We start from the raw sequence: 24,642 nt of genomic DNA on the forward strand, positions 1-24,642 counted from the left end.
AAAATAGTTACTAACTATGGGTGTAACACTTGGCAAAAATTTATTATTAAATTTATATCTATGTTCATCTTTTTAAAATTCATATTCATACTTTAAATTAATATTTTTATAAATAAATTTTATAAATAATTTAATAATGAAATTTTGTTTTGTAATTAATTTCTAATCCATCGATTTTATGATTTTCAATTTGCTGATTTTTTATTCAATTTAAAACATAGTCTGTATCGAATTATTTTTTAATAAACTAATTAGGAACTTTATCAATGTCAATTATTTTAATGTCATATTTTTTTGCTTTAATCCTCTAATTTTTAATTAGTTTTCACTAATTAATTGATCAATAACTTCAACATTATTAGTTAATTATTTATTTTATAAAATTAATTGTTGCTGTTTTTCATGTCAATAAACTTGTTTTTGTAAAATTTCATCTATTAAATCTTTAAATTTATTGCTAATTTCTTTTTAAAATAAAAATAAAATTCTTCTTACTTAATTTAAAATAGTTTTTGATTAAGAAAGTGAATTTAAGTATTTTTTTCTTACATTTTTAAAATAGACTTTAATTCGCCACCATTATCTGCATTGTTTTTATTTTTAATTATGTAATTAATAATTTTATTTTGTAAAGAATTAAAATAATCAATATTATTTTTATCGGTTATTTTTGATATAAAATCTTTCAAATAATTTAAATAATCATTAAGTGAATTCCTTATGTTTATTTTTTCATCTTCAATATCATTTTTAGTAATGGCATAATATAGATACAAGATCCAAATTTGTATCTCTTGTTAAATTGATAACAACATTATTAAAAATAAATGCAACTATTTTAAAAAAAAATAAATTATTTTTAAATTGTTATTATTTGGAACATATTTTGACACACTAAAAAATAATTTATTAATTTTAAATAATAAAAATTTACTTAATATTTTGTAAAAATATTTCTTTTGAAATTACTCAGTTTAAACAGGGTCGAAGTTTATCATTTATAACATTAACTACCCAATCTATCGTTTTTTGATTAACATTATTAAAATCAGTTTCCTTAGGGAGTGAATATCTAAATTCGCTGTTCATATGTTCAATTAAAGGTTTTTGTTGTGGTTTACTGGGGTCACAAAAATAAACTTGTGTTTCAGTAAATATTTCCATTTCTCTTCATTTACTAAATTCTTTGCCTTGATCTGTAATAATTCCTTTCATTTTACCTATTAAATTATTATTTATAACAATATCTTTAAATTTTGTTATAATTTCGATAGCACTATGATTTTTTAATTTCATTGCAAAGTAATTATTACATGACTGTTCAAATAATACTAAACACCCAAAACTATATCAATGATCTTTATCAATTGCTATATACATTTGAAATCAACTAACACTAGAAACTTTATTTTCAATATCTCAAATTGATTTAAAATTAATTAATTTTCCACTATTATCAGGTTTTTGTTTTGTTTTATATTTTTTACCACGATGAGGCAAATTTTGTTTATTTAATCCTAATAAATTTAAATAAATTCATTTATATAAAGTTTTTTACATGCCGGAAATTTAACACCAAACTTTTTTAAAATTTTCTAATAATTTGTGCGGGTGTATCGTGGTATTTATTAAATCTTACATTTAATCATTCTTTTTGTTCTTCTGTAAATTTAGGCATTTTTTTTGACAGATTTTTTTCGTTTATTTAAATAATCATTATGTGCTTTACTAGCATCATAATCTTTTATATTTTTAAATCGCTTAATTTCTCTTTTAACAAAATTAATCTCGCGGGTCCATTTGTCTTGCTATTTCAGACAAATTAATCGTACCATTTTTCTTTTTACAAGCATCAGATAACAATAAATTATTAAAAAAATCTCATTCATCAAATATTAAATATTTAAATTTTCTTATTTTTATACAAATTCCCTTCATTTTTTCTTATAATGTATTATATATACAACAAAGAGTGAATAAGTTGCAAGAAGTTGAATCATATTTATGTGGATTTTCAAATAAAATATAATTATGAAGAAAGTAGGAATATAAAAATAGGAAGAAATTAATATACCGATGAATTTAAAAACAAATTGTTTTACTTTATCAAAATGGTAAAACCATTCTTGAAATTTTTAAATAATATAAGGTGTCAAAATCAACTATATATTAGTTAATTGAAAAATTTCATAATTCTGGATTTTTTAAAGCGAAAAATAATCGCACTGTTGAAGAAAATTGACTTGATTGCCTTGCGGAAAGAATTAATCTAATTACGAATGAAAAACAACCCCTTAAAGCAAGCAGTGCTAATGGTTGATAAAAAATAGAAATTATTAACAATAATAAAGAAAAATATTCCATGCGAAAAATTGGTCAAATAGGATCAAAATTAAAGATAGCAAAATCAACATATTACTATCAAATTAATAAATGTGGCTATAGTTGATGTTAATAATTATGAACAAAAAGTTATCAGCGCATTTAATGCTAATCGCCAAAATTTATAGAGATTGTAAAGTTAAAGATTTTTAATTTTTACCTAATCATCTTTTTTTAATTTTAAAAAATCAAATACAACTGGTGGATTATATATTGATAATGTTGAATAATTTAATCCATTTTACTGACATTTTGCTTAACAATCATCAACTTCAACACCACCGGCAACCAGCGCCTTAATTTTGGTTTTAATTGGATTTTCATGTAATCTAACAGTTAGTTCTAATTTATTAATTCTTTTATTTTTTGTTTTTGTCTTTTTAAGAATGGCTGTTGTTTTAGATAAATTACTTTTTGTTTGTGCCATTTTTATCAACTCCTTTTGTTAAAAAATATTGTAAATGTTTTCAAGCATCGTATTCATGTTCTGTTATTTTAATATTTCCTTTATAAAGATAATTTTTCTTAACAACTGGTGATTGTAAAACATACTTTAAATTAAATTGATATTTGCATAAAACTTGTACACCACCAATGAATTTAGGAGTAGATAAGGGGTTTGTTATTTTTAAACCTTTGTGAAGTTGATAATCTTCAATTATTACAAGAACTTTATTTAAATAAAAACAGGTTTGCTTTTTAAATTCATTTAATATTAAATAGATATTATTTATTGCGTCTTCTTCGTTTTTATAATTAAAAGTAATATTATTATTTATAATGTTTTGCAAAACATTATAAATAATAATACCAGTTTGTCCAATTCCGGCAGGATCAATTGCAATAATATATTTAGTCATTTTTATTAAAAATTGGATCTATATTTTTTGTTTTATTTTTTTATCAATTTGTAATATTATTTAACCATGCGAAGCCAAGTCTAAAATATCATTAATTTTGTAATGTTTCATATTATAATTAATAACATATAAATTGTTTTTAAATAAATTTAAGTATATTTTTGATAAATATAAACATTGCAAATCATAATGATTTTTATGATGTAAAATACGATAATTAACAGGTTGACAATTAACTCAATCAAATGATATTGTTATTTCATTTCAAGTTTTATTAATATACAAACTTTTATATTCTGTCATTATATTTCCTCCTATTTTTAATTTGATGATAATCACTTTAAAGTGAGGAAGGTGCCAAAGCAATAGTTAGTTTTTTTATATAAGTATTTATCTATTTATCTGTTTATTTACTATACCACACCCCTTTCAATAAAGGTGAAAAGTAGCGGTATATTGTTTAATAATAATCGATAGTTGTTTTTTACTTTTATAGTCAGAGAACTCTCTTTCTTCACCAGCACCATTTCAGGTCAAAACGTTCAGTTTTTAAAATAAATTTACTTACACCTTAAAGAGATTGGTGCTATTTTTGTGGTTTTTAAAAGTGGTAGCGGTTTTAAAAAGTAATATCTATCGCCAAATTTATTTATAAAATGATCATCTCAATATTTATTGTGGTTTAATGTTGATCTTGCACTTAGCACGACTATCGCTTAGTTTAAATATAACCAGCGTCGATTTACATATTTCCTCATACACTATTTCAGTACTCGCTTCGGCTGGCTGTGGGAATGAGTTTAAACTCATGTTATGATAAAATCACTTAATTATTTAAAATAACTACCCACAATGCATTAAATTGTTTTATAAAATCAAAATTTTAAAAAACCAGTTTCTAAATCAAAGATAATTTTTGAATTTTCTAAGCGTTTATAAAATATCTTTTGTTTTTTATCTTTTGTCTGATTTAATAAATATTTGTGTTTATCAAAAGTTCATAAAACTTTATTTGATAAAAATTCTTCGGTAATGAATGATATTGCTTTATAGTAATTATCAACACCACATACTGTTTGTTGTTTATTAATTTTCATTATCTGCTCCTTTTCTTGATATTAAGTTTTTTTATTTAACAAGAGTTGTTTTTGTCGGTTCATCGTACACGATGCCTTTTTAATGTTATAAAATATAAAATTGATAAAAATATTGTATTTGTAATTAATATTACAATAATTATTTGTTCTAAATTTAAAAAAGCAATATTTAATTAAAAAATAATAAAATCAATCGGAAGATAAATAATTATGTTTGCTAATAAAATTAGAATAATTTTAATTATATGATTTATTTTTATTCAATTAATTAGTTTAATTAAAATAGCTAATAAACCTGTGCCGATATTTCATCACAATGATCCCACAGTAAAACCTCATAATAATAAATCAAATATAGAATATAACATAAATACAAATCAACAAACACCAATATCAATTTAAAATAAATCCACTTATAAAAATAATAATTAAAAATAACGGAATTAATGTTACTGAAATAATTTGTATTCACATCACTTGTGATAATACAACCATCATGATAATTAAAACTGCCACATAATTTATTTTTTTAATCAATTGAAAGTTATTAATTTTTTAAAAATTTAATTTAATTTGTATTTTATTTACTCTTTTTTCTATAATTGCAAAGTAATTATTATTTATTCACAACCTAGTCGTTTTCGTTTTAATTGTTCACAAACATATATGGTTGTATCACTTACTATAAAAGGATCTAAAATTAAATCATTTTATTTGCTATGTTTTTAATAAAATTGCCAAATATATTTAATGGTTTTTTGTTTGATGTTATGTTTTTTATATTATGAATCTATTGGGTTTTTAAATATTGTTTTTTTTTTTATTTTCATAGTTATTTATATATTTTGATATTGGATCTTTTTTAGAATAAATAATCATACAATATTCTTTATCTTGCAAAATAAAATTATTAATTGGCATCGAATTTGTTTTTTTTTCATAAATAAAAATCAAAATTCATATTATTTTTATAAACTCATTATAAGTAATCTTTAATTTGTCTTCTATTAATTCAAATTAACATAAATTTATTTTTTGAAATTCGATAAAATTAATCTAAATAAGTATTTATATTAAATGAATTATGTAATTTATTATCATAAATATTATTAATATATTTATTTTTTTTTTTTTGCTAATTCTGTTCTATTTTTTTTAATTTTACTATTTAATTCATCAAAATACTTCATTCGTTGTTTTTTTTATTGTTGGTAAATCATATAAATAAGGTAGGTCAGTTAATATTAAATCAACGCTATCATTTTCTAATGTTTTGACAAAATATAAAGCATCAGTATTTATTAACTTACCTAAATTAGTCTTAAATTCTTTCATTAAATTATCATCATATTTTTTGTATTTTATTAATTAAAAATTTTTAAATATTTTTGATACATTGTATTATTTATCCTTTTTTAAATTTGGATTTTAACATAATATTTTTATTTGTTTAACTGTCCCATTTAATTTTAAAATTAAGGTTAAATAATAAAAAAACAACCCTAACAATAGTTATTTTTTTTGGATCATCATCATACACGATACCATTTAAATAGGGAACGGTTGCTGATGATGAAATGCATAAAAATTTATCATTTTATTTTAAAAAAAATCCAGCAGAGACCAATTATAAAATTAGGTAAACACAAATAAATAAAATATTTGAGTTGAAAAAGCTTGTTAATGAATATATTGCCTATTATAATAGTAATATTGGGTTTGCTAAATAATAAAAAGGAGAATTAAAATGGAAAAACGTAATTTTACAGAACAAGAACAAATTAGACGTGATAAATTAGAAAAGCTAGTTAAGGATGGGCGTAATCCCTTTATAATTGCAAAATTTGAACGAACACATACAAGTAACGATCTTAATGAACAATTTAGTCATTTATCAAAAGAGAAATTATATACAAATAACAGGAAGAAAACAATTAAAATTGCTGGGCGCATTAAAACATTCCGTGAAGCAGGAAAAGCTAGTTTTGCAACATTACAAGATCAAAATGGAATTTTTCAAATTTATTTGCGAAATGATGAGGTTGGTAATGAAAAATATCAAGAATTTATTAATTTTGATTTAGGAGATATTATCGGAGTTACTGGGATAATGATGAAAACAAACACAGGGGAATTAACAGTTCGAGTTAAAGAATTTGTTTTATTAGCAAAAGCATTACGACCATTACCAGATAAATATCATGGGGTAACTGATATTGAAGAAAAATATCGACGTCGTTATGTTGATTTAATTACATCAACAGAAACAAAGGATATTTTTATTAAACGTAGTAAGATAATTGCTTTAATGCGAATTTTTTTAAATCAAAAAGGATATTTAGAAGTTGAAACACCAGTTTTACAACCAATTCATGGAGGAGCAGCAGCGAAACCATTTGTGACTCATCATAATACTTTAGAAATGAATTTTTATTTGCGTGTAGCAACAGAGTTGCCACTAAAACGATTAATTGTTGGTGGATTTGAAGGGGTTTATGAAATAGGACGTCTATTTAGAAATGAAGGAATGGATAGTCGTCATAATCCAGAATTTACAACTGTTGAAATTTATGTTGCGTATCAAGATATGAATTTTATGATGCAATTAACAGAAGATACTATTTGTCATATTGCAAAAAATATCTTAAATAAAGATGAAACAGAATACGGTGGCGTAAAGATTTCATTTAAGAAACCATGAAAGCGTTGACACATGGTTGATGCAATTAAAGAATATACAGGAGTTGATTTTTGAAAACCAATGACTTTTGCAAAAGCAAAAAAAAATGCCAAAAATAAGAGAGTTCCAATTGAAAAATTTCATAATACTGTTGGTCATATTATTAATTTATTTTTTGAAGAATTTGTGGAAGATAAATTAATTCAACCAACCTTTATTTATGGTCATCCCGTTGAAGTTTCACCCTTAGCAAAAACAAATGCTAAAGATATAAGATTTACTGATCGATTTGAATTATTTATTAAAGGACGAGAATATGCAAATGCTTATTCCGAATTAAATAATCCTGTCGGGCAATATGATCGTTTTGTTACTCAATTAGCAGAACGTGATAATGGTAATGATGAAGCACAAGAATTAGATATTGATTTTGTTGAAGCATTAGAATATGGGATGCCGCCAGCTGGGGGTTTGGGAATTGGAATTGATCGGTTAGTTATGTTATTAACAGGACAAGATTCTATTAAAGATGTATTATTATTTCCTCATATGCGATCAAGAGGAAAATAGGTAATTGTGTGGCATTTAGTATTGAAATTGGTTATGTTAAATTCTAATGTTGTAAGAGAAAAACATTCGAAGATATTAGTTTAATTAAACGCAAATTAGTTCTTTGTTTTATTATTAAATTTAATTTATTAGAAATTGATGTACCTTTAATTACTAGTGAAGAAAAAGGTTTGAATGATGATTTTCGGATAACAGAATGACCAATTGATTTTGATATTTATATTAAAAAACATAAATTTATTTTCATTATTAATCGGATAGTATCTTTATTGAAAGGATTATCTGGTGAATAATTCAACAAGATATAAATTTGCCGTTTGTATCTACACAGTGCCTATAATGATTATTATAATTTTTATAATTGTATTTAATGACCGTGGTTTAAATATTGGTGGTGATATTAATCATGCACCCCAAAATAGACAAATGATTATATCCATCAAACGTTATTAATTTATTATTAACCATATGATGGTGGTTTTTTATGACAAGAAATTACTTTTTCAAAGTATTAATAACAAAATTAGTAATAGTGGTTTATCGGTGTAACAATTTATTAAAACATCAGGCGCCCCGGGGAAGGTTATTGTTTTCCTAAAATAACTTATAATGAAAAAATAAATAAAGGCATTGTTGAATTAGATGAGGTTTTATTAAAAGACCCTGGTGTTAGATCAATGACGGTTAAATTTTATGGGTAATCCGATCTTTTTTAATATGCCAGTTATTGATCGACCAATTATTAAAGGTCAATTTAATCCAAAAGTAATGAATTATCGTGATTTATTAATGTATAACATGTATCCTTGTCCACCCAACAAAGTAAATACTTATGATTCACCCAAAGTAAGTTTATATAACATTCAAGGGATCAAACCAATTATGATAACTGGTTATAAAGATTGAAAAACAGATATGGGAAGTAAATATGACTTTTTAAATCAAAAAAATAGTTAAATTATTGTTATAACTGATAAAACAAATTCAACAGCAACGAATCCCACTGTTGGCACAACTATTCATACAGAAGATAAGGATTCTAAATTTTATTGATCAAAAGATTGAAAAATAACACCACTAAACAAAATAAAAACAAACGGTGGTATAGTTGACAATATTATTAGTACTTAAGCATCATTGTATTTTAGAAGAAAAGATGAATTTGATAATACAATTGATCAAGTTCAAATTGAATATAATAAAATGGGTGCATGTAATGTTTGGAATATTTTTTAAATATGAATAATTTTATTAATCGCTTAAGTTAACTGTATTATCTTTAACTATACTCAAAAATTAGTATTTAATCCTTTTACAATAACCGGTGGAGTTGTGGAGTTGGTAAATTCTTAAACTTTATTTCGTTTGGTATTCCGTGAGGCTGAGTTATTAATTTATTAATCAAGATTAAAAAACTTGTCCTAATTTTCAATGATTAAATGGGTTTTTTATGAGTGCTAATATTTATAGTTTTTATAATTATGCATTTTGAGATGATAAGGTGAAAGATAAAGGTTATTTACCATTTGAAAATATTTATAGAACAAAGTAATAATAAAGTTAATGCTATTTTTGGAGCAAATGTCACTAGACTAGGGTTTACTACTTTATTAACTGATAAATTAGTAGGTACTGTTTTAACTAATGATGGTAAACCAACAAACAATATAGTTTATTCAACATATAATTTAAAACAATTAAACAAAAAAACTAACCGAGTTTATTAAATTAATGAACTAACCAAAAGTGGTAAATGCTCAAATACCAGTTGGTCGTAGTGAAAAAGATAATGATTGTGAATTATTACAAACACCCGATGGAACAAATTGTAGTTATATTATTGATATGTTTTAAATACAAGCATTATATAAAGATAATTTCAAAATTATCTTTTGTGCTTATAACCCGTATACTAATAATGAAGAAGGTTATTTAAGATTATTGGTATGAAATTTTCGTGAAAAAACAAAAAGTACATTAAATAGTTATTTACGCAATATGACAACTAATTATAAAACTAGTTTCTTTATTACCACATGACTATGAAATATCAACCTTTAATTACCACAATATGTATTACCACCAGCGCCGCTTATATAGCTATAAACCTTATACACAAGATATTATTCATGACTCTGAGTGTAATACAACCATTAAAAACTAAAATTACAAAACTAGTACAATGTATACATACATTGTAAGACCCAGTTAATTTATTAGTTCTTATAAAAAAAATCGAAATAAGTAATCTAGGTAATTTACAAGTTGAATATGGTCTACCAAATGTGGTATCATGTGCGATGAACCGACAAAAAACAATTATTGTGAGGTTATTTTTTTATTTTTATTGTAATCTATCCAGTATTTTTGATTTACAATTTATTAAAACTAACAAATGAAAATTACCACAATCAAGAGTGGTAATTTTCAAATAAACCAAAACTAGAAACTTTATTTTCAATATCTCAAATTGATTTAAAATTAATTAATTTTCCACTATTATCAGGTTTTTGTTTTGTTTTATATTTTTTACCACGATGAGGCAAATTTTCTTTATTAATTATAATTTTCCTAAGAGAATTAATTTATATAAAATTTTAACACAAGCAGAAAATTTAACATCAAATTATATAAAATAACAATAAATAAATTGTTATGGTGTATCGTGGTTATTTATTAAATCTTGTTTTAATAAAATCTAGCTGCTCTTTTGTAAATTTAGGTATTTTTTAATAGATTTTTTCCGCTTTTGTTTATAATCTTTGTGAACATCTAATGGCTTATAATCTTCTATTTTTTTAAATTGCTTAATTTTTCTCTCTTTTAACAGTATTAATCTCGCGGGTCCATTTGTCTTGCTATTTCAGACAAATTAATCGTACCATTTTTCTTTTTACAAGCATCAGATAACAATAAATCCTTAAAAAATCTTCATTCATCAAATTTTACATGTATATAATTTTTTCATTTTTATACAAATTATCTTCATTTTTTCTTATAATGTATTGTATGTAAAATAAAGAGGTTAATAAATATGCAATAATTTAGTAAAGTTAACAATAAAAAACAAATTACTAGTTATAAACATTTAAATAAAAAATATAATTGCAATTTTAGTTACTATAATTTTGGTTTTGATTGAGAGGTATTTAAAGATTTTGTGAGTGATAGTTATGCTCGATATTTTACTTCACCCTGTTTTTTTAAATTTGTTTCAGTTGGACGCGGGACTAATAAAACGTGGAATCATCTAGCGGAAAAATTATTTTTTGCTTGTAATTTTACCGATACTTCGTCGGTTATTTTACGAAGATATGCCAATACTCACGAAGACACCACCTTTGGTGATACCATTAATGTTTGTAATTACTTATATGATAAATATGGGATTGATATCGGACCGGACAATGAAAAATGGCATTGTTTTTGACCGAAAAATGTTAAAGAGGGTGGTGAAATTATTTTTCCTAGTGGTATTCGCATTACTTTTGCGGGATATGCAAATGGCAATAAAATTATGGGGAAAGTCGGGAAAGGCAGTGGTATTATCTCAGCTTGAACTGATGAAATGATCCATGCCGAAGAAAAAGAAATCTTAACGGATAAAGAGTTAGATAAAAGATATAATAATTTAAGAGTTTCAATGTTTCGGAGTAAAAGTTTAAAAGTGTCTTATGAAAAATATACTGATGAAAATGGCAACGAACAATATAATTTAGATAATCCTATTCCTATCAAAGAATTATCTTGGACATTTCAAGAATGAAATAACACAGTAAAACAATATAAAACCGTAACAACATATTTTCATAAAACATATGCTAACCAATTTACTTTTAATCCTTTTGATAAATACCATGTCTTTTATGAAAAATTTGTCACGCCCTATTTACCATTAAATAAACGAATAAAAACGCTTTAAAAAGAACACAATCAAGTATATTGCGAAAACAACCAAGCATTTAATGGTTTAGGAATCTTTAATTTACACTTAACAATGGGGTTTTGTTTGAAATAAAATTCCTGATATTCTCCAAAAACTTATTTTAGCAAATAAAGAAGAACTTCCTGATTTATTTGAATTTGAATATTATGGTTTTGAATATAACGATAATGACTCAAGTATTTATGTTTTACAAAATTATTGTAAATATATCCAAGAATATAACTTGCAAGATTTTTATAATACCAATACAAAAAAATTATCAATTTGATAGTTATGCAATTTGTGTTGATTATGCTAATGGTGGTGTTGTGATCATATTGTATTTTTATTTAGTGGTTATAAAATTAATGAGAGGAGCTGTGTAGATACAGAAGTCAATTTATATCTTGTTGAATTATTCACCAGATAATCCTTTCAATAAAGATACTATCCGATTAATAATGAAAATAAATTTATGTTTTTTAATATAAAAATAAAAAAATAATCTCACAATAATTTTTTGTCTATTTATCTTACAGTACGACATTTGTAATAATATCTGTAAATAGTGTTAATAATTAACTAAATAATTAATAATTTAAAGGTAAATTTTATTTAATGTTTTTTGCGACCATCTTTTTTGTTTTTATTACTATTTTAATAAATTTCAATTGGATTTAAACCAATAATCAACATTTTATAAATTATATGGACAGTTTTTTACTTTGATTTATTTCATAAGATGTTTTTTTAATTTAATAATTAAAATTTTGATATTGTTGAATTGAAATTAATTTTTCTATTGTGTTTTTTGATACACTGTGTTATTTATCCTTTTTTAAATTTGGATTTAAAAAAAATATTTTTATTTGTTTAACTGTCCTATTTAATTTTACAACTCAGGATTATTATAATTTACAGTCGCATAAATTATTTAATGGTTTTAATTAATATCCTAGAAATTGTGAAATAAAATACCACTTAATTATTTTAAATAATAATATTTTTAATTTTATTGTCAATACATTTTTTTATTTATAATCGCACTGTAAATTATATTAAAAAAAGCATAAAAAACAAATAATTAATAAGTAATTATAAAAAGACAAAATATTAAAAAAAATATAAATTTAAGGTTATCTTAAAATTATATTTCATTTTTATTAATTTGTTCTTGAATACTCACATGATTAATTTTATACGTTGAAATTCAATAAGTTATTAAATAAATTGCTGTCATTAAAAATAAAGTAATCGGAATTATAATTCATGGGAATCCAAACGGAATAATTACTTTAGCAATTGCAATAAAGCCATAAACTCATAATAACAATATTAACCACATAATTTCAACACCCAACATTCATGCTAGCGCAGCAAATGGTGTAAATATTCCTAATGTTAAATTATTAATTTCACGATTTGAATATCCTAACGCTTTCATTACCATCATAAATTTCAAAAATGAATTAACAAACGATTCTGTCATAATATATATAATAATAATAGTAGTTATAATAGTAATAACAACAAAGATGATTGATAAGACACTTGAAATTCAAACAAATTTGGCAACAACTTGAGATTTAATAATTAAATAATCTGTTTTTCCAATTCCACCACTTAACTGACCATTAATAAAATCATTCATTGAATATGACCCATCTGGTGAAGAAAGATTAAAACGTGTTGTTTGATCAACTTGATCGGGATATTTACTAAATTTACCATTAAATCACAACAACGGATTATCATTTTCATTATTGTATAATTGACCATTGTCTGTATTAAAACCGAGAATTTTATTCGCTAAAACTTGGTTTACATATGCTCTTGGCACATCATAAGAATTTTGAATTCCAGTAACCTGGTAATTAATATTTTTATTAATTTTCCCAATTTTTAATAATCCTTGTCGTAAAGCTTCGCGATATCAGTTAGTAGGGAACCCTGTTGTTAAATCACTAATCCCATTAATTTCCTTATCAAATTTATTATCAAATGGATGAATAATATAATAGTCCCCTTCTTTTTTAATTACTTTTTGATTAACAAGCGGACTATTAACATCTAATAATCCCGGCAAACGATTCCCTGTTGTCATTGAAATTGTTTCATTTTGAAAATCACCTGGTTTAAAAGCATTAAATGGTAATTTTAAAACAAAATTCTTAATATTGTAATAGTCTTGAATTTTTCCTATTTTGCTTTCAAAACCAAACCGAAGATTATTACTAACCGTTAATTTTGTTAAATCAATGGTAAATGGATTAATATTATCATCAACAAAACCATTTGGTAACTCATATGATAAATTTGTTTGCGGCACAACACAATGAGCCACATCACCACAATATTGTAATTGTTTAACATAAGTTGTACCAGTAATTATTTTATTAAATGATAAATTATATTTACTTTCTGCCGCTTTATTAACAACAATAGGAATGGTATCTGTTGCAATATCTAAGTTCTTACTATCGTCTAATATTTTTTTAACATTTTTATTTGGGAAAATAATAGTTTTATTATTTGTATTAATCCCATATGTTGAAAGAATAAAATTTGTCCCAACAATATTTGTTATATATCCAGTATAAACATCTTCATCTTTTGCATTATAGGTTGAAGTCCCAAAAGTAAAATTAAACTGCAATTTAGCTGCCTCATCTTTCGTTCAAATTGAACGAATCTTATTTGGAATAATATCACTTTTTGAATATTGAGCACAATAAGTTCAACGGTCAATAATATTCGGATCAGTTGGATGAACTGGTTTTTTTCCAAAAGCGCGGGGCATTGTTGAACATAATAAAGTATCAATTTGATTTCGAATATCAATATTTTCACCATAACGAAGATACATAACATAGAGTGTTCCAATTGATAAACTCGCCCCTTTGCCAACCATAAAATTAAAAATAATCATATTATTTAATTGTTGCGCATATAAATTAGCATTTTTATCATTAATATCAGTCGTTGTTGATAATCACTTGTTATTATTATATAAATAATCACTAACTAATGAATTTTTAGTTAATGGGTACGCGGCATTATTTGAATTCCCTGGTCCATTTCAATCATACATTTCATAACGTGTAAATGGCATATTACCAATAACATTAACATATTCGTATTCATTATTATAATTTAAGTTAGCATAATAATCTTTACTAAACTTATTAACGGCAGCGGGAATTAACGTTGCTAATGTTAAGGATAAACTAGCAATAAAAAATGTTAAGAAAAATCAGCCAATTTTTTTTATTGAAACAGACATCATAATAAACTTGAATTTTGTTGTAAATTTTTTAAAATGTAAAAAATTAATAATTGAAGAAAATAATTTTGAAGTTTTAATATTTTTATTTGGATTCAATAAGTCTAAAGGACTGATTATTAACTGGCGAGTTGCGGTTATTAAAATTGACAAACTACTTACAAAACCAATAATCCCTAAACAAATTGCAAATGGAATAATTGAAAATGAAAAGTTAATCGGAATAACAAAGTAACTATTAAATACACCCATAATTGGTAATTGTAAAAAAATCCCAATAATCCATCCGATCGGGACACCAATACCATTTGCCACAAGAGCGTGGGCTAAATAAGAACTAGCAATTATTAAATCGCTATAACCATTTGCTTTTAAAATACCGTTCTCAATTTTTTGTTGATTAATAATTTTTTTAATTAAAATTATTAATGTAAAGACTAAAATAATTAAGAACAGAACGCATAAGATAATTGCAATAATACGATAAAACTTAATTGTTGTTCCTAATAAAGAATAACGCAAATAAACTAATTTTGTTTCATCACGATTTTTCAAAGGAGCATTTTTATAACTTGGGTTATTTAAACTTCAAAAATCACCAGCTAAGTATTTTTTAAACTGTTCCGTATCGGCATTCTTATTTTTGGGTGTTCCAAAATGAGTAATATATAATGTTGAATTTTCTTCAATTTCTGCATTTTCAATAATTGATTCAACACGATAAATACTTTCTGAAACATAAATAATACCATCTGTTTTTGGGTCTAAGAAAACATCAGTATCATAAATTGTCGGATAAATATTAGATGGATCTCCACCAATCGCACCCACAAATAAATTAGAATTTTCACCAATTGTTAGTTGATCTCCTAATTTTATTTTTTGGCTACGCGCAAATTGAGGCGTAATAGTAACATAAGCCGAATTAATTGAATCATTTGGATCAAATGAAGCATATTTTTTAATAAACTTTAACTTATTATTTTGTAACAACTGTTTAGAATTAATAATTTTATATTTTAAATTTGATGTTAAGTCTCAATACGTAAATTTCTCACGTAATTCATATGAAAAATTTGTAGCTTTTGCAACTAAACCATAGTAAGTTTCTGTAAATTGATAAGGCCCATATGGTTGGTTATTAAAATTACTATTTTTATTATTTTGATTATAAAAATCATTAACACTAAAAACAGCGTTTTCAAGATTATTATTATAACCAACTTCAAAATTATTATTAACAGTTGGTGAATAATAAAGATTAATTTTTGTTAAAGACTGTGATGTGTTTTTGATTAAAAAACTTAAATCCCCATTTAATTTTTCATTAAATAAACGATCCTTAATATCGTTTTTTGTCGGAATTTCATTAATATCTCCCCGCAAATCAACATCCTTTTTTCATTTTGTTACCCCATTGTTAACGAAATCAATCACAGCCTCTTTTAATTTTGCATTATCTGTTTCCCTGGAGTATTTCTTATTCAAATATGCAATAATTAAATTAACAGTATTTTGCGAAATATCACTACGAGTAAAATTGTTCATAAATTTTTCAATTAAACTTAGATTGTTTTGTGTAAAAAGTAATCCATTTTGATCATACAATTGCCCAATTACAGATGTTTGAAACGCTTTACTTTGAAAGTTAAAACGATACAATCCATTATTAAAAAAATTTATGGTCTCCTTATTGAGGTCAGTAAAAACAATATTAGTAACTTCTTTTGCTGTTGAATCAAAAGTAAACGACATTTCAATATTATTGTCCAAGGCTTTTAAAGCTCCATCTTGACCCAAATGAACATAAGGTAATGTTCATTGTCCACCATCAATATCAGTAATTAAATGATAAGTATTACTAAAAGCATATCATGGTGTAATTGTTTCAACATTATGTCCTGTTTTCTTTTTACTATCAAACCTCAATAAATAATCATAAGCAAAAGTTCCTTGCCCCATGAATGAATATGCATCAATTAAACGTGCATTAACAATTCACGAAGAAGTTGTTAACAAAGTTAAAAGCGCAGCCAATATTATGAAAATAGTTAGTTGTGATTTTTGCTTAAAAATATCTTTTAATATTTGTCAAAACAGCAACATTTTTAGATCTCCTTTTTTAAATTTTACTGCTAATAATAACTAACATTATTATAGTATCAAGCAAAATCATTTAATAAATATGAATTTTTTGTTAAATTATCTTTAATACCTGGGTTATATAAGAAGCTAGCTTGATTTTGAAATTCAACAACATAACTGTATTTAATTTTTTCACTATTTGCTAAATATTCATTACCCATTCCATCATAGTCAAATCAATCTTGTTCACTCCATGTTTGGCCTCTTGGGGCAATATTATGACGCTGGTTCGCATCTTTTATTTGTTCAACATACGAAGGGGAATTACCAGAAGCAGGATCAGTATATCCTAATAGCTTTTTATGAAGTCCTAATTTAGTTGAAGCGTCTTTTGGTCCATAATAATCTATTTGGTAACGAACACCCGTTATATGACCATCCGTTACAACCGCCCCCAACTTAGTACCGTCAACACCCGTTTCTGTTGCGGTAATGTATCATTTACGATCTAAAAAGATATTATCAAATCAATCTTGGGCCATTGCCTTATTAATTTTACTTGTTAAATCACCAATATAACCGTTTTGAGAATCTAATATTTGGGTAATAAAATTATGCATTGCTTCATGATTGGGATAAGTATTATTTCCCCCGCTTGATCAAATGTCAATCATATCAAATAATGACCCTGGTTTATATTTACCAGTATTTTTATCAAAACCATAATTATCTAAAATAGATTTAGCATATTCACTATTAATATCAACTGCTAATAAGTCATTATTAAATCCAGCTTTGTTTTTTCCTTCAATATAAACATTATTAACTGTTTTGATGTTATTAATATTTAAATTATAATGTCCATCATCATCACTAGTATAAAATCAATTTGCTAATCCAGCAATTCCTTTTAATAAACTAAATAAATCAAAGTTTGGTGCATTTAACATTTGCAATAATGTTCTAATTAACGCAACAACAGAATCTTCTGCTAACAACCCAATTGCTCCTTGGAATCTTAAAAGTCCATTATAAACTGTTTTTGCCATTATGCGATTAAATTTTTTAACATCAAACTTTGAACCTTCTTTTGCTAAAGCAGCTGTAAATCAATTTCCTAAAACAACATATCATTTTAAAAAGGCATTTGTGTGTTTGTTTGTAATATTTGTTAAATCTAAAAACTGTTCCTCTCCACCGAGACCCCCAATAGATTTTTCTATCACCGGACTATTTAAAATTTCGTAAAGATTCATTTCTTCAACTTTTTTATTAGGCTCAATCACTTCACCATCACTTTGTTTTTCAACTTTAAGAACAGTTTTATCAATTGTATCATGGTCAAATATTTCTAATAGCGGGCTATCATCCTTTGAATTACCTGAGTAATCAAAAAATTCTTCTCTAATTTGACCTAAAATAAAAAATGGTGCTGCTAAGAAAATTCCCGCTGTTTTTTCACCAAAACGGTTATTTTGAACAAATGGTAACAATTGTGCTAAATAATATAAAACTGGTAATTCCAGCCCTGGTCCAAATTGCGTTAACATGGTAATTGCTTCATCAAAATATTTTAAACCAAATAAATCGTATAGTGCACTAGATTGGTTCGCAACCGCTTTCCCAAACTGAATTTCTTCTTTACCATCCTTATAAGACATTATTTCTTGTGTTGGTGGGTTTGAAAGAGAATTATGATATAAAATATTTGACACATAAGCTTGTGATGATGAATCATAATAAGATCCCCCTCAATTAGCAATTCTCTGAATATAAGTAAGAACTGAATCAGATTTTTGTGATAATGTATTTGCCAGAGCCCCTGTATCATATTGCGCTCATGCTAAATTTTGGTTTGCTTGAAAATCTTCATAACGCCCTGTTGCATCAGTTTTAGTAGTAGGATGCCCTTGGTTATTTGTTGTGTTTCATTTTGAAAAATCGGTCATTGCTACCATTGTAGACATCAAATTATAAATATTTCGTTCTGGTTGATATGTAGTACTTGTTGCTTTTCATGGATTATAAAAAATATTATTTAACGCTTTATATTTCTCAACATATTTCTTAATTTCAACCTCTTTACCATCTTTAGTCGTAAAAGTACCTTTTAAGTTATTTCCAATGTTATTTAAAAAATATTGCAATGTTGGAAACGCATAATTATTCATATTTTCATGGCGTCCAGAAATTAATATTTTAGCAATTGAACTGGTATATTTTACTAAATTACGAATTATCGGATCAATATTATTAATTTCGCTATCAAAATAATCACCCTTGTCATTTTTTTCTTTTGAACAAGCAACTACTCATAACGCAGATGTTAATGTTAAAGTTGTTGTCCATAAAATTGAAAGTAATTTTTTCATTTTATTCACTCCTTTTTATATTTATTTATTAAATTTCTTAAAATCATTACTTTAAAAACTAACAAGTAAAATTAAATTATCATTACCCGCTTATAACCATTAATAAAAATTGTTTTATATTTAATTGATTTATTAATTCTTAAATAATCATTTTTAATCGCCAATACAAAAATTTTTAAATCTTTTTTGTTTTCTTTTTTATTTTTAATTTTAGTTTCCTTTTTATTTATTGAAATAATATTTCAAGCATAAACTCAAAGCAGAATAATAATGAAAATATTATTAAAAATGATTGATAATTTAATATCTTTTTTATTTTCAATAAAAGATAAATTTAAAATTAAAAATAATAATAGCAAAATAAAATCAAAAAATAAGTGATAAAAAATTTGTTTTAATTCTGTTGTATTATTATTAATTACAATAGCACTAATTATTCCTCCATAAACAACCACTCATAAAATTAAATGAAGTAAATTATGCTTTGCTATTAAAAATAAACGAAAAACAAAGTCAAAAATAGCTGGTGCAAAAGTAATTAGAAATAAAATAGCAATTAATTTATTAAGAATAATAACAAAATTAAAATATTTTGCTTTTATTATACTAAAAAAGACCACTAAACCTAAAAAAATAAAATTTAATAAATTAATTATTGACTCTGCCACAAAAACAAAATAAACTTTCAACAAAGTATTAAAAACAATTAAAATTAATAAATTACTAATAAAAGTAATAAAACTGATAATCTCAAATTTATTAAAAATGTTCTTGATATTTTTAATAAATTTTGTTTTTAAAAAACTAACACAGATAGGAATACTAATAATAAAGAAAATAAAAATTAAAAAAAAAATCGATGAAAAAATATTTTCTATAAAGTTAATAAATTCATTAAATTTACTACCAGACAAAAAATTTATTAACATTTTCCCTCACTCCTATTTTTTTACATAATATCATTTTAATTTTACAAAAAAATCAAAAAAAAGCAAAGGGGTATCCTTGCTTTTTTTTAAAAAAAATTAAATTATTTAAACTCAACTGTAGCACCCGCTGCTACTAATTGTCCTTTAATTTCTTCTGCTTCTTCAACTTTTACTTTTTCTTTAATTACTGCTGGTAATTTATCAACAATAGCTTTTGCTGCCATCAATTCTTTTCCAGTAATTTCTTTAACTAATTTAATAATTGCAACTTTACTTGGGCCTTGATCTGTTAATACAATATTAACTTCTGAGGACCCTGCATCTGTTTCACTATCTGCTGGGGCTACTGCAACTGTTGCAGTAGAAATAATTCCAAAATGATCTTCAATTGCTTTTACTAATTCATTTAGTTCTGCTAATTTCATTCCTTCTAGCGTTTTAATAATATCATTTTTTGATAATGCCATAATATTTTCCTCCTCAATAAGAATTATTTTCTTATAAAATATTTGAATAAATTAATTATTCACTTCTTGTTTTAGCAATTTCTTTAACTGCTATTGTAAACACACATAATGGGTATAATAAACTTGATGCAAACATTGAAAGTAACTCGTCTTTTGTTGGTAACTCCGCAATTTCAATAATTGCTTTGGTATCCAAGACTTTACCCTCATAAATCCCAGCTTTTAATTTTATTGCTGGATATGTTTTTGCAAATTTTACTAAAGTTTTTGCGGCATCCATCTGTTCACCCATACCAAACGCAAAAGCATTAGGACCTGTTAAAAATTGATCTAATTCAACAAATCCAATCTCTTTAGCAGCCAAGTTTACTAAGTTATTTTTATATACTTTAATGTTTACTCCTTGTTTTGTAAGCATTCTTCTTAGTTCTGTAAATTCAGTAACAGTTAATTTTTGATATTCAACAATAACTGTTGAATTAGCAGTTTTAAAGTTACTAACAATTTCATTAACAACTGCCGTTTTAATTTTCATTGCTGGCTTCATTATTCGCCTCCCTAATATTTTAAAAAACAAAGGTAATTAACCAGATTGGTTAATTACCTGAAACATTATTTAAACAATATAAAAACATGTTGTTGTTCTGTATAACAATAATGCCTCGGCAACACAATTAAGATTTAATAAAATCAGTTGCTGTCTATGGTATTTTGATGACTATGGTACAATACCAAAAATTATAATATTATAATTTTTCCTAAAAGTCAAATAAATAAGATTAAAAAAGAATAAAAAAGACTACACCCATTTTAGTAAATACTTTTTATTAGTATTTACTATTTTTTAAAAAATATCTTTTTCTTTACGGTTTGAATATAAATTATTTCATTTAATAACATCTTGTATATATTCTTAATGTGAATTATATATTTTCTTATTTATTGTAGCTTTTTTAAGTAATTAATGAAAACTTTTTATAACAATATTATCTTCATAGTGGTAATTTTCCCTATTGAAATAATAATACCGTTAGATAAACATTTATCGTGATAAATAGCGAATTTATATTGATATCCGTGATCTGAGGTGGATTATTATGCCATTCAGATCTTTTTTTATTAATTTTATTTTTTAATTGCATCATTTAAATTATCCGTTACTAATTTATTGTCATTATATTTAGATCACTTTACATCAACTATTTCTTTAGTATATTCATCAATAATTGTTGATTGATAATATCTTTCTCCTTTTCAAATTAAATATGTTACATCAGTATATAGTACTAAAAACCTTGTTTTTATATCATTTAATTTACGATTAATTAAATCAAGATATTGCAATAAACTTTTTTCTTTATTCTGTTTATACTTCATTTTTCTTCTCATTTTTCTTACATATTCAGGTTGTATTTAATTATTACACATAATCCTTAAAAATTTTTTTTTGAATTATATTTTATATCATAATCTTCATTTAAATATTTAGTAATTCTTCGGTATCAAAATTGTTTTAAATTTTCTTCATAGACTTTTACAATATCATTTATTGCTTTTTTATTTTTTGCTACTGTCATAATTTTTATATTTATCTCAATAACTACGTTTTAACTTTGTTACTTTTGGTAATAATTTCATTGAATATTCACGACAATTTTGTTTAATAAAAGAGATGATTATTGGTTTGCTTAATTGTAAAAGTCATGGAGCTTTTTTAATATTATAGGGTTGTTAAATTTTCCTTTTTTTATTATTTGCTCATCAAGATTTTAATGTATTTGCATTTAGATTATATTGTTTTGCTGATATTCAACAACTTTTTTGTTTAATTTAATTAATTATTTTTGTTATAAATTATGATGTATATTTGTTATAATTTTGTTATTTTCTTGCTATATAAAATGCACCTTATAAAAATTTAGTAAAATCTTTTTTTATTTTACTTACTTTTTAGGGTGCAGTCTAAAAACGACTATTTTAAAGCAGTTTTAACTAAAATTATTTTAAGTCCCACCTCCGTTTTTTATAACGATATTTATTTTTCCATATCCATGTTCCTAAAAAAAATATCCCAAGGGCTCCTAAAGAACTTAAAAAAAACATATCCTAAATTTCAATATACAAAGTATATTTTTTGTTCATTATCGGTCGGATAACAGACTTCTCATAAACTTGAAAAATAAACAGACCATTATTATTAATAATAATATTTTTTTGGTCAATAGCAATTGTATTGGTTGATGTTCCAAAAACATTAGTTTTTTCACTTGATTGGTTCCATATTTTAAAAAGTAAATTCCTGGCAGTAAAGTATCATAATAAACATTATTATCTTGATCAACTGCAATTGACAAAGTTATTTTATCTAAAAAAACAACCTCTTGCAATGTTTTATTGATAGAAGAATACACATAATTTCCAAAATAAACATTACTTATTTTGGTCAATAGCAAAACTATAAATTAATTGATTAAGTTTATACTATCCAATTTCATAAGTATCTTTGGAACTATCTAATGATAACTGTATTGAAAAAAATTTAGATGCATTATTAGCAAAATATAAATCATCGTGATAATCGATAATAAGTAGATTGGCAATCCTTTTTATGACATTTTTTATATGAACTGTTGGTTTTTATAAATTAAACAGAGGTATTAAATAATTTAAACTACCGTGAATTCGAATATTGTTATATCAATGCACAAAGTTAAATAATTTGTATTTTAATTGGGTTAAATTTATAAATTTTTGCCTCTTGACAAATTATTTTTTAAAACTTTTGTAAATTGTTTCAGCCCCAACATTATCATAAAGATAGCCTTTATTGCTTAATGATCGTTTGATGTTAAAAATATTTAAGGTATTATCAATGATTTTATTTTTAAATTCATTGCCCCAGTCAGTATGAAATAACGTAATTTGTTTTAATGGTCTTATAATTAAATAAAAGGTTTCTTGCACTAGTTGTATTGTTTTATTTGTTCGAGAACTATAGCCAATTATTTCACAATTAAACAAGTCAATCAACAAACAAAAAATAATGTCAAATGTCATTTAGCACCACCTTGAACATATGTTCAATCACTAACAACAACTTCATTGGGTTGTGTGTTATTATTAATTATTAAATTAACAGTTTAAAACGTTGCTAATTTCGTCGTTATTAACCACCAACTTATGATTACGATATTTTAATTTGGTGCATTTAGATACTAACTAATTTTTAATCATAATTTGGTGAATTTTTCTTCGCGATAAGATAATATCTTTCTAATTTAAAAAGCTTTAATTTTATAAGACCCATAAATTTTACGATTGGCATTAAATGCGCTGATAACTTTTTGTTCATAATTATTAACATCAACAATAGCCACATTTATTAATTTGATAGTAATATGTTGATTTTGCTATCTTTAATTTTGATCCTATTTGACCAATTTTTCGCATGGAATATTTTTCTTTATTATTGTTAATAATTTCTATTTTTTATCAACCATTAGCACTGCTTGCTTTAAGGGGTTGTTTTTCATTATAATTGGATTAATTCTTTTCGCAAGGCAATCAAAGTTAATTTTCTTCAACAGTGTGATTATCTTTTGCTTTAAAAAGTCCAGAATTATGAAATTTTTCAATTAACTGATATATAGTTGATTTTGACACCTTATATTATTTAAAAATTTCAAGAATTTTTTGCTATTTTGATAAAGTAAAACAATTTGTTTTTTAAATTCATCGGTATATAAATTTCTTCCTATTTTTATATTTTTACTTTCTTCATAATTATATTTTATTTGAAAGTCCACATAAATATGATCCAACTTATTGTAACCTATTCAATTAATAAAATTTTTCTGATCAAATTTTTCATTATCATTATTTTTTTCGCTACTGGTCCTTCTGCTCTTGATATTAATAATTTTGTTGATAAACAATAAAGCCCCGCAAAAGTTTCTAAATATAAATTATTATTACTATATAAAGCAAACATA

At 24.2% G+C, this 24,642-nt stretch carries 21 protein-coding genes, 1 pseudogene and 1 other annotated feature; of the genes and pseudogenes, 4 read left to right on the forward strand and 18 right to left on the reverse strand.

What is annotated here, in order from left to right; genetic code table 4:
- Nucleotides 1-545: 545 nt before the first annotated feature.
- The 8 genes and pseudogenes from ACE38S_RS03340 to ACE38S_RS03375 form a co-directional block, all read right to left on the reverse strand.
- Complete coding sequence (locus tag ACE38S_RS03340; RefSeq protein WP_374696391.1) at nucleotides 546-689, reverse strand: hypothetical protein; 144 nt, start codon at nucleotides 687-689, stop codon at nucleotides 546-548.
- A 241-nt stretch (nucleotides 690-930) separates the two neighbouring features.
- Nucleotides 931-1,938: pseudogene (locus ACE38S_RS03345) on the reverse strand (IS30 family transposase).
- A 700-nt stretch (nucleotides 1,939-2,638) separates the two neighbouring features.
- Nucleotides 2,639-2,809 (reverse strand): hypothetical protein, encoded by a 171-nt coding sequence (locus ACE38S_RS03350; protein ID WP_374696392.1) that lies wholly within the window; start codon nucleotides 2,807-2,809, stop codon nucleotides 2,639-2,641.
- On the reverse strand, nucleotides 2,790-3,242 hold the full coding sequence (locus ACE38S_RS03355) for a hypothetical protein (RefSeq protein ID WP_374696393.1): 453 nt from the start codon (nucleotides 3,240-3,242) through the stop codon (nucleotides 2,790-2,792). The genes ACE38S_RS03350 and ACE38S_RS03355 overlap by 20 nt, the downstream gene beginning before the upstream one ends.
- A 60-nt stretch (nucleotides 3,243-3,302) precedes the next feature.
- Nucleotides 3,303-3,545 (reverse strand): hypothetical protein, encoded by a 243-nt coding sequence (locus ACE38S_RS03360; RefSeq protein WP_374696394.1) that lies wholly within the window; start codon nucleotides 3,543-3,545, stop codon nucleotides 3,303-3,305.
- A 554-nt stretch (nucleotides 3,546-4,099) separates the two neighbouring features.
- Entirely contained in the window at nucleotides 4,100-4,339 is a 240-nt protein-coding gene (locus ACE38S_RS03365; protein ID WP_374696395.1) for a hypothetical protein, read from the reverse strand.
- Nucleotides 4,340-4,959: 620 nt separating this feature from the next.
- Complete coding sequence (locus tag ACE38S_RS03370; RefSeq protein WP_374697123.1) at nucleotides 4,960-5,043, reverse strand: hypothetical protein; 84 nt, start codon at nucleotides 5,041-5,043, stop codon at nucleotides 4,960-4,962.
- A 460-nt stretch (nucleotides 5,044-5,503) separates the two neighbouring features.
- On the reverse strand, nucleotides 5,504-5,674 hold the full coding sequence (locus ACE38S_RS03375) for a hypothetical protein (RefSeq protein ID WP_374696396.1): 171 nt from the start codon (nucleotides 5,672-5,674) through the stop codon (nucleotides 5,504-5,506).
- Nucleotides 5,675-6,086: 412 nt separating this feature from the next.
- Between ACE38S_RS03375 and lysS the strand changes: the two genes are divergently transcribed.
- From lysS to ACE38S_RS03390, 3 genes are all read left to right on the forward strand, one after another.
- Nucleotides 6,087-7,589 (forward strand): lysine--tRNA ligase, encoded by a 1,503-nt coding sequence (gene lysS / locus ACE38S_RS03380; protein WP_374696397.1) that lies wholly within the window; start codon nucleotides 6,087-6,089, stop codon nucleotides 7,587-7,589.
- Between the two features lie 666 nt (nucleotides 7,590-8,255).
- Nucleotides 8,256-8,546 (forward strand): hypothetical protein, encoded by a 291-nt coding sequence (locus ACE38S_RS03385; protein WP_374696398.1) that lies wholly within the window; start codon nucleotides 8,256-8,258, stop codon nucleotides 8,544-8,546.
- A 569-nt stretch (nucleotides 8,547-9,115) separates the two neighbouring features.
- Nucleotides 9,116-9,316, forward strand: coding sequence for a hypothetical protein (locus tag ACE38S_RS03390; protein WP_374696399.1), 201 nt, complete (start codon nucleotides 9,116-9,118; stop codon nucleotides 9,314-9,316).
- A 675-nt stretch (nucleotides 9,317-9,991) separates the two neighbouring features.
- On the opposite strand, the gene ACE38S_RS03395 is transcribed toward ACE38S_RS03390, so the two are convergent.
- On the reverse strand, nucleotides 9,992-10,135 hold the full coding sequence (locus ACE38S_RS03395) for a hypothetical protein (protein WP_374696400.1): 144 nt from the start codon (nucleotides 10,133-10,135) through the stop codon (nucleotides 9,992-9,994).
- A gap of 614 nt (nucleotides 10,136-10,749) precedes the next feature.
- Between ACE38S_RS03395 and ACE38S_RS03400 the strand changes: the two genes are divergently transcribed.
- Entirely contained in the window at nucleotides 10,750-11,511 is a 762-nt protein-coding gene (locus ACE38S_RS03400; protein WP_374696401.1) for a hypothetical protein, read from the forward strand.
- Nucleotides 11,512-12,661: 1,150 nt separating this feature from the next.
- Here the strand turns inward: ACE38S_RS03400 and ACE38S_RS03405 are convergent.
- The 9 genes from ACE38S_RS03405 to ACE38S_RS03445 all read right to left on the reverse strand — a co-directional run bounded on the left by ACE38S_RS03405 (nucleotide 12,662) and on the right by ACE38S_RS03445 (nucleotide 24,641).
- Nucleotides 12,662-16,903, reverse strand: a complete 4,242-nt coding sequence (locus tag ACE38S_RS03405) for an ABC transporter permease (protein WP_374696402.1) — start codon at nucleotides 16,901-16,903, stop codon at nucleotides 12,662-12,664.
- Between the two features lie 29 nt (nucleotides 16,904-16,932).
- Entirely contained in the window at nucleotides 16,933-19,254 is a 2,322-nt protein-coding gene (locus tag ACE38S_RS03410) for a hypothetical protein (RefSeq protein ID WP_374696403.1), read from the reverse strand.
- Nucleotides 19,255-19,325: 71 nt separating this feature from the next.
- Entirely contained in the window at nucleotides 19,326-20,183 is an 858-nt protein-coding gene (locus ACE38S_RS03415; RefSeq protein WP_374696404.1) for a hypothetical protein, read from the reverse strand.
- Nucleotides 20,184-20,284: 101 nt separating this feature from the next.
- On the reverse strand, nucleotides 20,285-20,650 hold the full coding sequence (gene rplL, locus ACE38S_RS03420; RefSeq protein WP_374696405.1) for a 50S ribosomal protein L7/L12: 366 nt from the start codon (nucleotides 20,648-20,650) through the stop codon (nucleotides 20,285-20,287).
- Nucleotides 20,651-20,705: 55 nt separating this feature from the next.
- Nucleotides 20,706-21,197 carry a 50S ribosomal protein L10 gene (gene rplJ / locus ACE38S_RS03425; protein ID WP_374696406.1) on the reverse strand — a complete coding sequence of 164 codons (492 nt, stop codon included), beginning with the start codon at nucleotides 21,195-21,197 and terminating at the stop codon, nucleotides 20,706-20,708.
- Between the two features lie 16 nt (nucleotides 21,198-21,213).
- Nucleotides 21,214-21,375 (reverse strand) — a sequence feature (ribosomal protein L10 leader region).
- A gap of 400 nt (nucleotides 21,376-21,775) precedes the next feature.
- Nucleotides 21,776-22,027, reverse strand: coding sequence for a hypothetical protein (locus ACE38S_RS03430; RefSeq protein WP_374696407.1), 252 nt, complete (start codon nucleotides 22,025-22,027; stop codon nucleotides 21,776-21,778).
- Between the two features lie 56 nt (nucleotides 22,028-22,083).
- Nucleotides 22,084-22,227 (reverse strand): hypothetical protein, encoded by a 144-nt coding sequence (locus tag ACE38S_RS03435; RefSeq protein ID WP_374696408.1) that lies wholly within the window; start codon nucleotides 22,225-22,227, stop codon nucleotides 22,084-22,086.
- A 1,189-nt stretch (nucleotides 22,228-23,416) separates the two neighbouring features.
- Nucleotides 23,417-23,707 (reverse strand): hypothetical protein, encoded by a 291-nt coding sequence (locus tag ACE38S_RS03440; RefSeq protein WP_374696409.1) that lies wholly within the window; start codon nucleotides 23,705-23,707, stop codon nucleotides 23,417-23,419.
- A gap of 775 nt (nucleotides 23,708-24,482) precedes the next feature.
- Nucleotides 24,483-24,641 carry a hypothetical protein gene (locus ACE38S_RS03445; RefSeq protein WP_374696410.1) on the reverse strand — a complete coding sequence of 53 codons (159 nt, stop codon included), beginning with the start codon at nucleotides 24,639-24,641 and terminating at the stop codon, nucleotides 24,483-24,485.
- Between the last annotated feature and the right edge of the window lies 1 nt (nucleotide 24,642).

The sequence above is a fragment of the Spiroplasma endosymbiont of Polydrusus formosus genome (genome assembly GCF_964263245.1).
GTDB lineage: Bacteria > Bacillota_I > Bacilli_A > Mycoplasmatales > Mycoplasmataceae > Spiroplasma.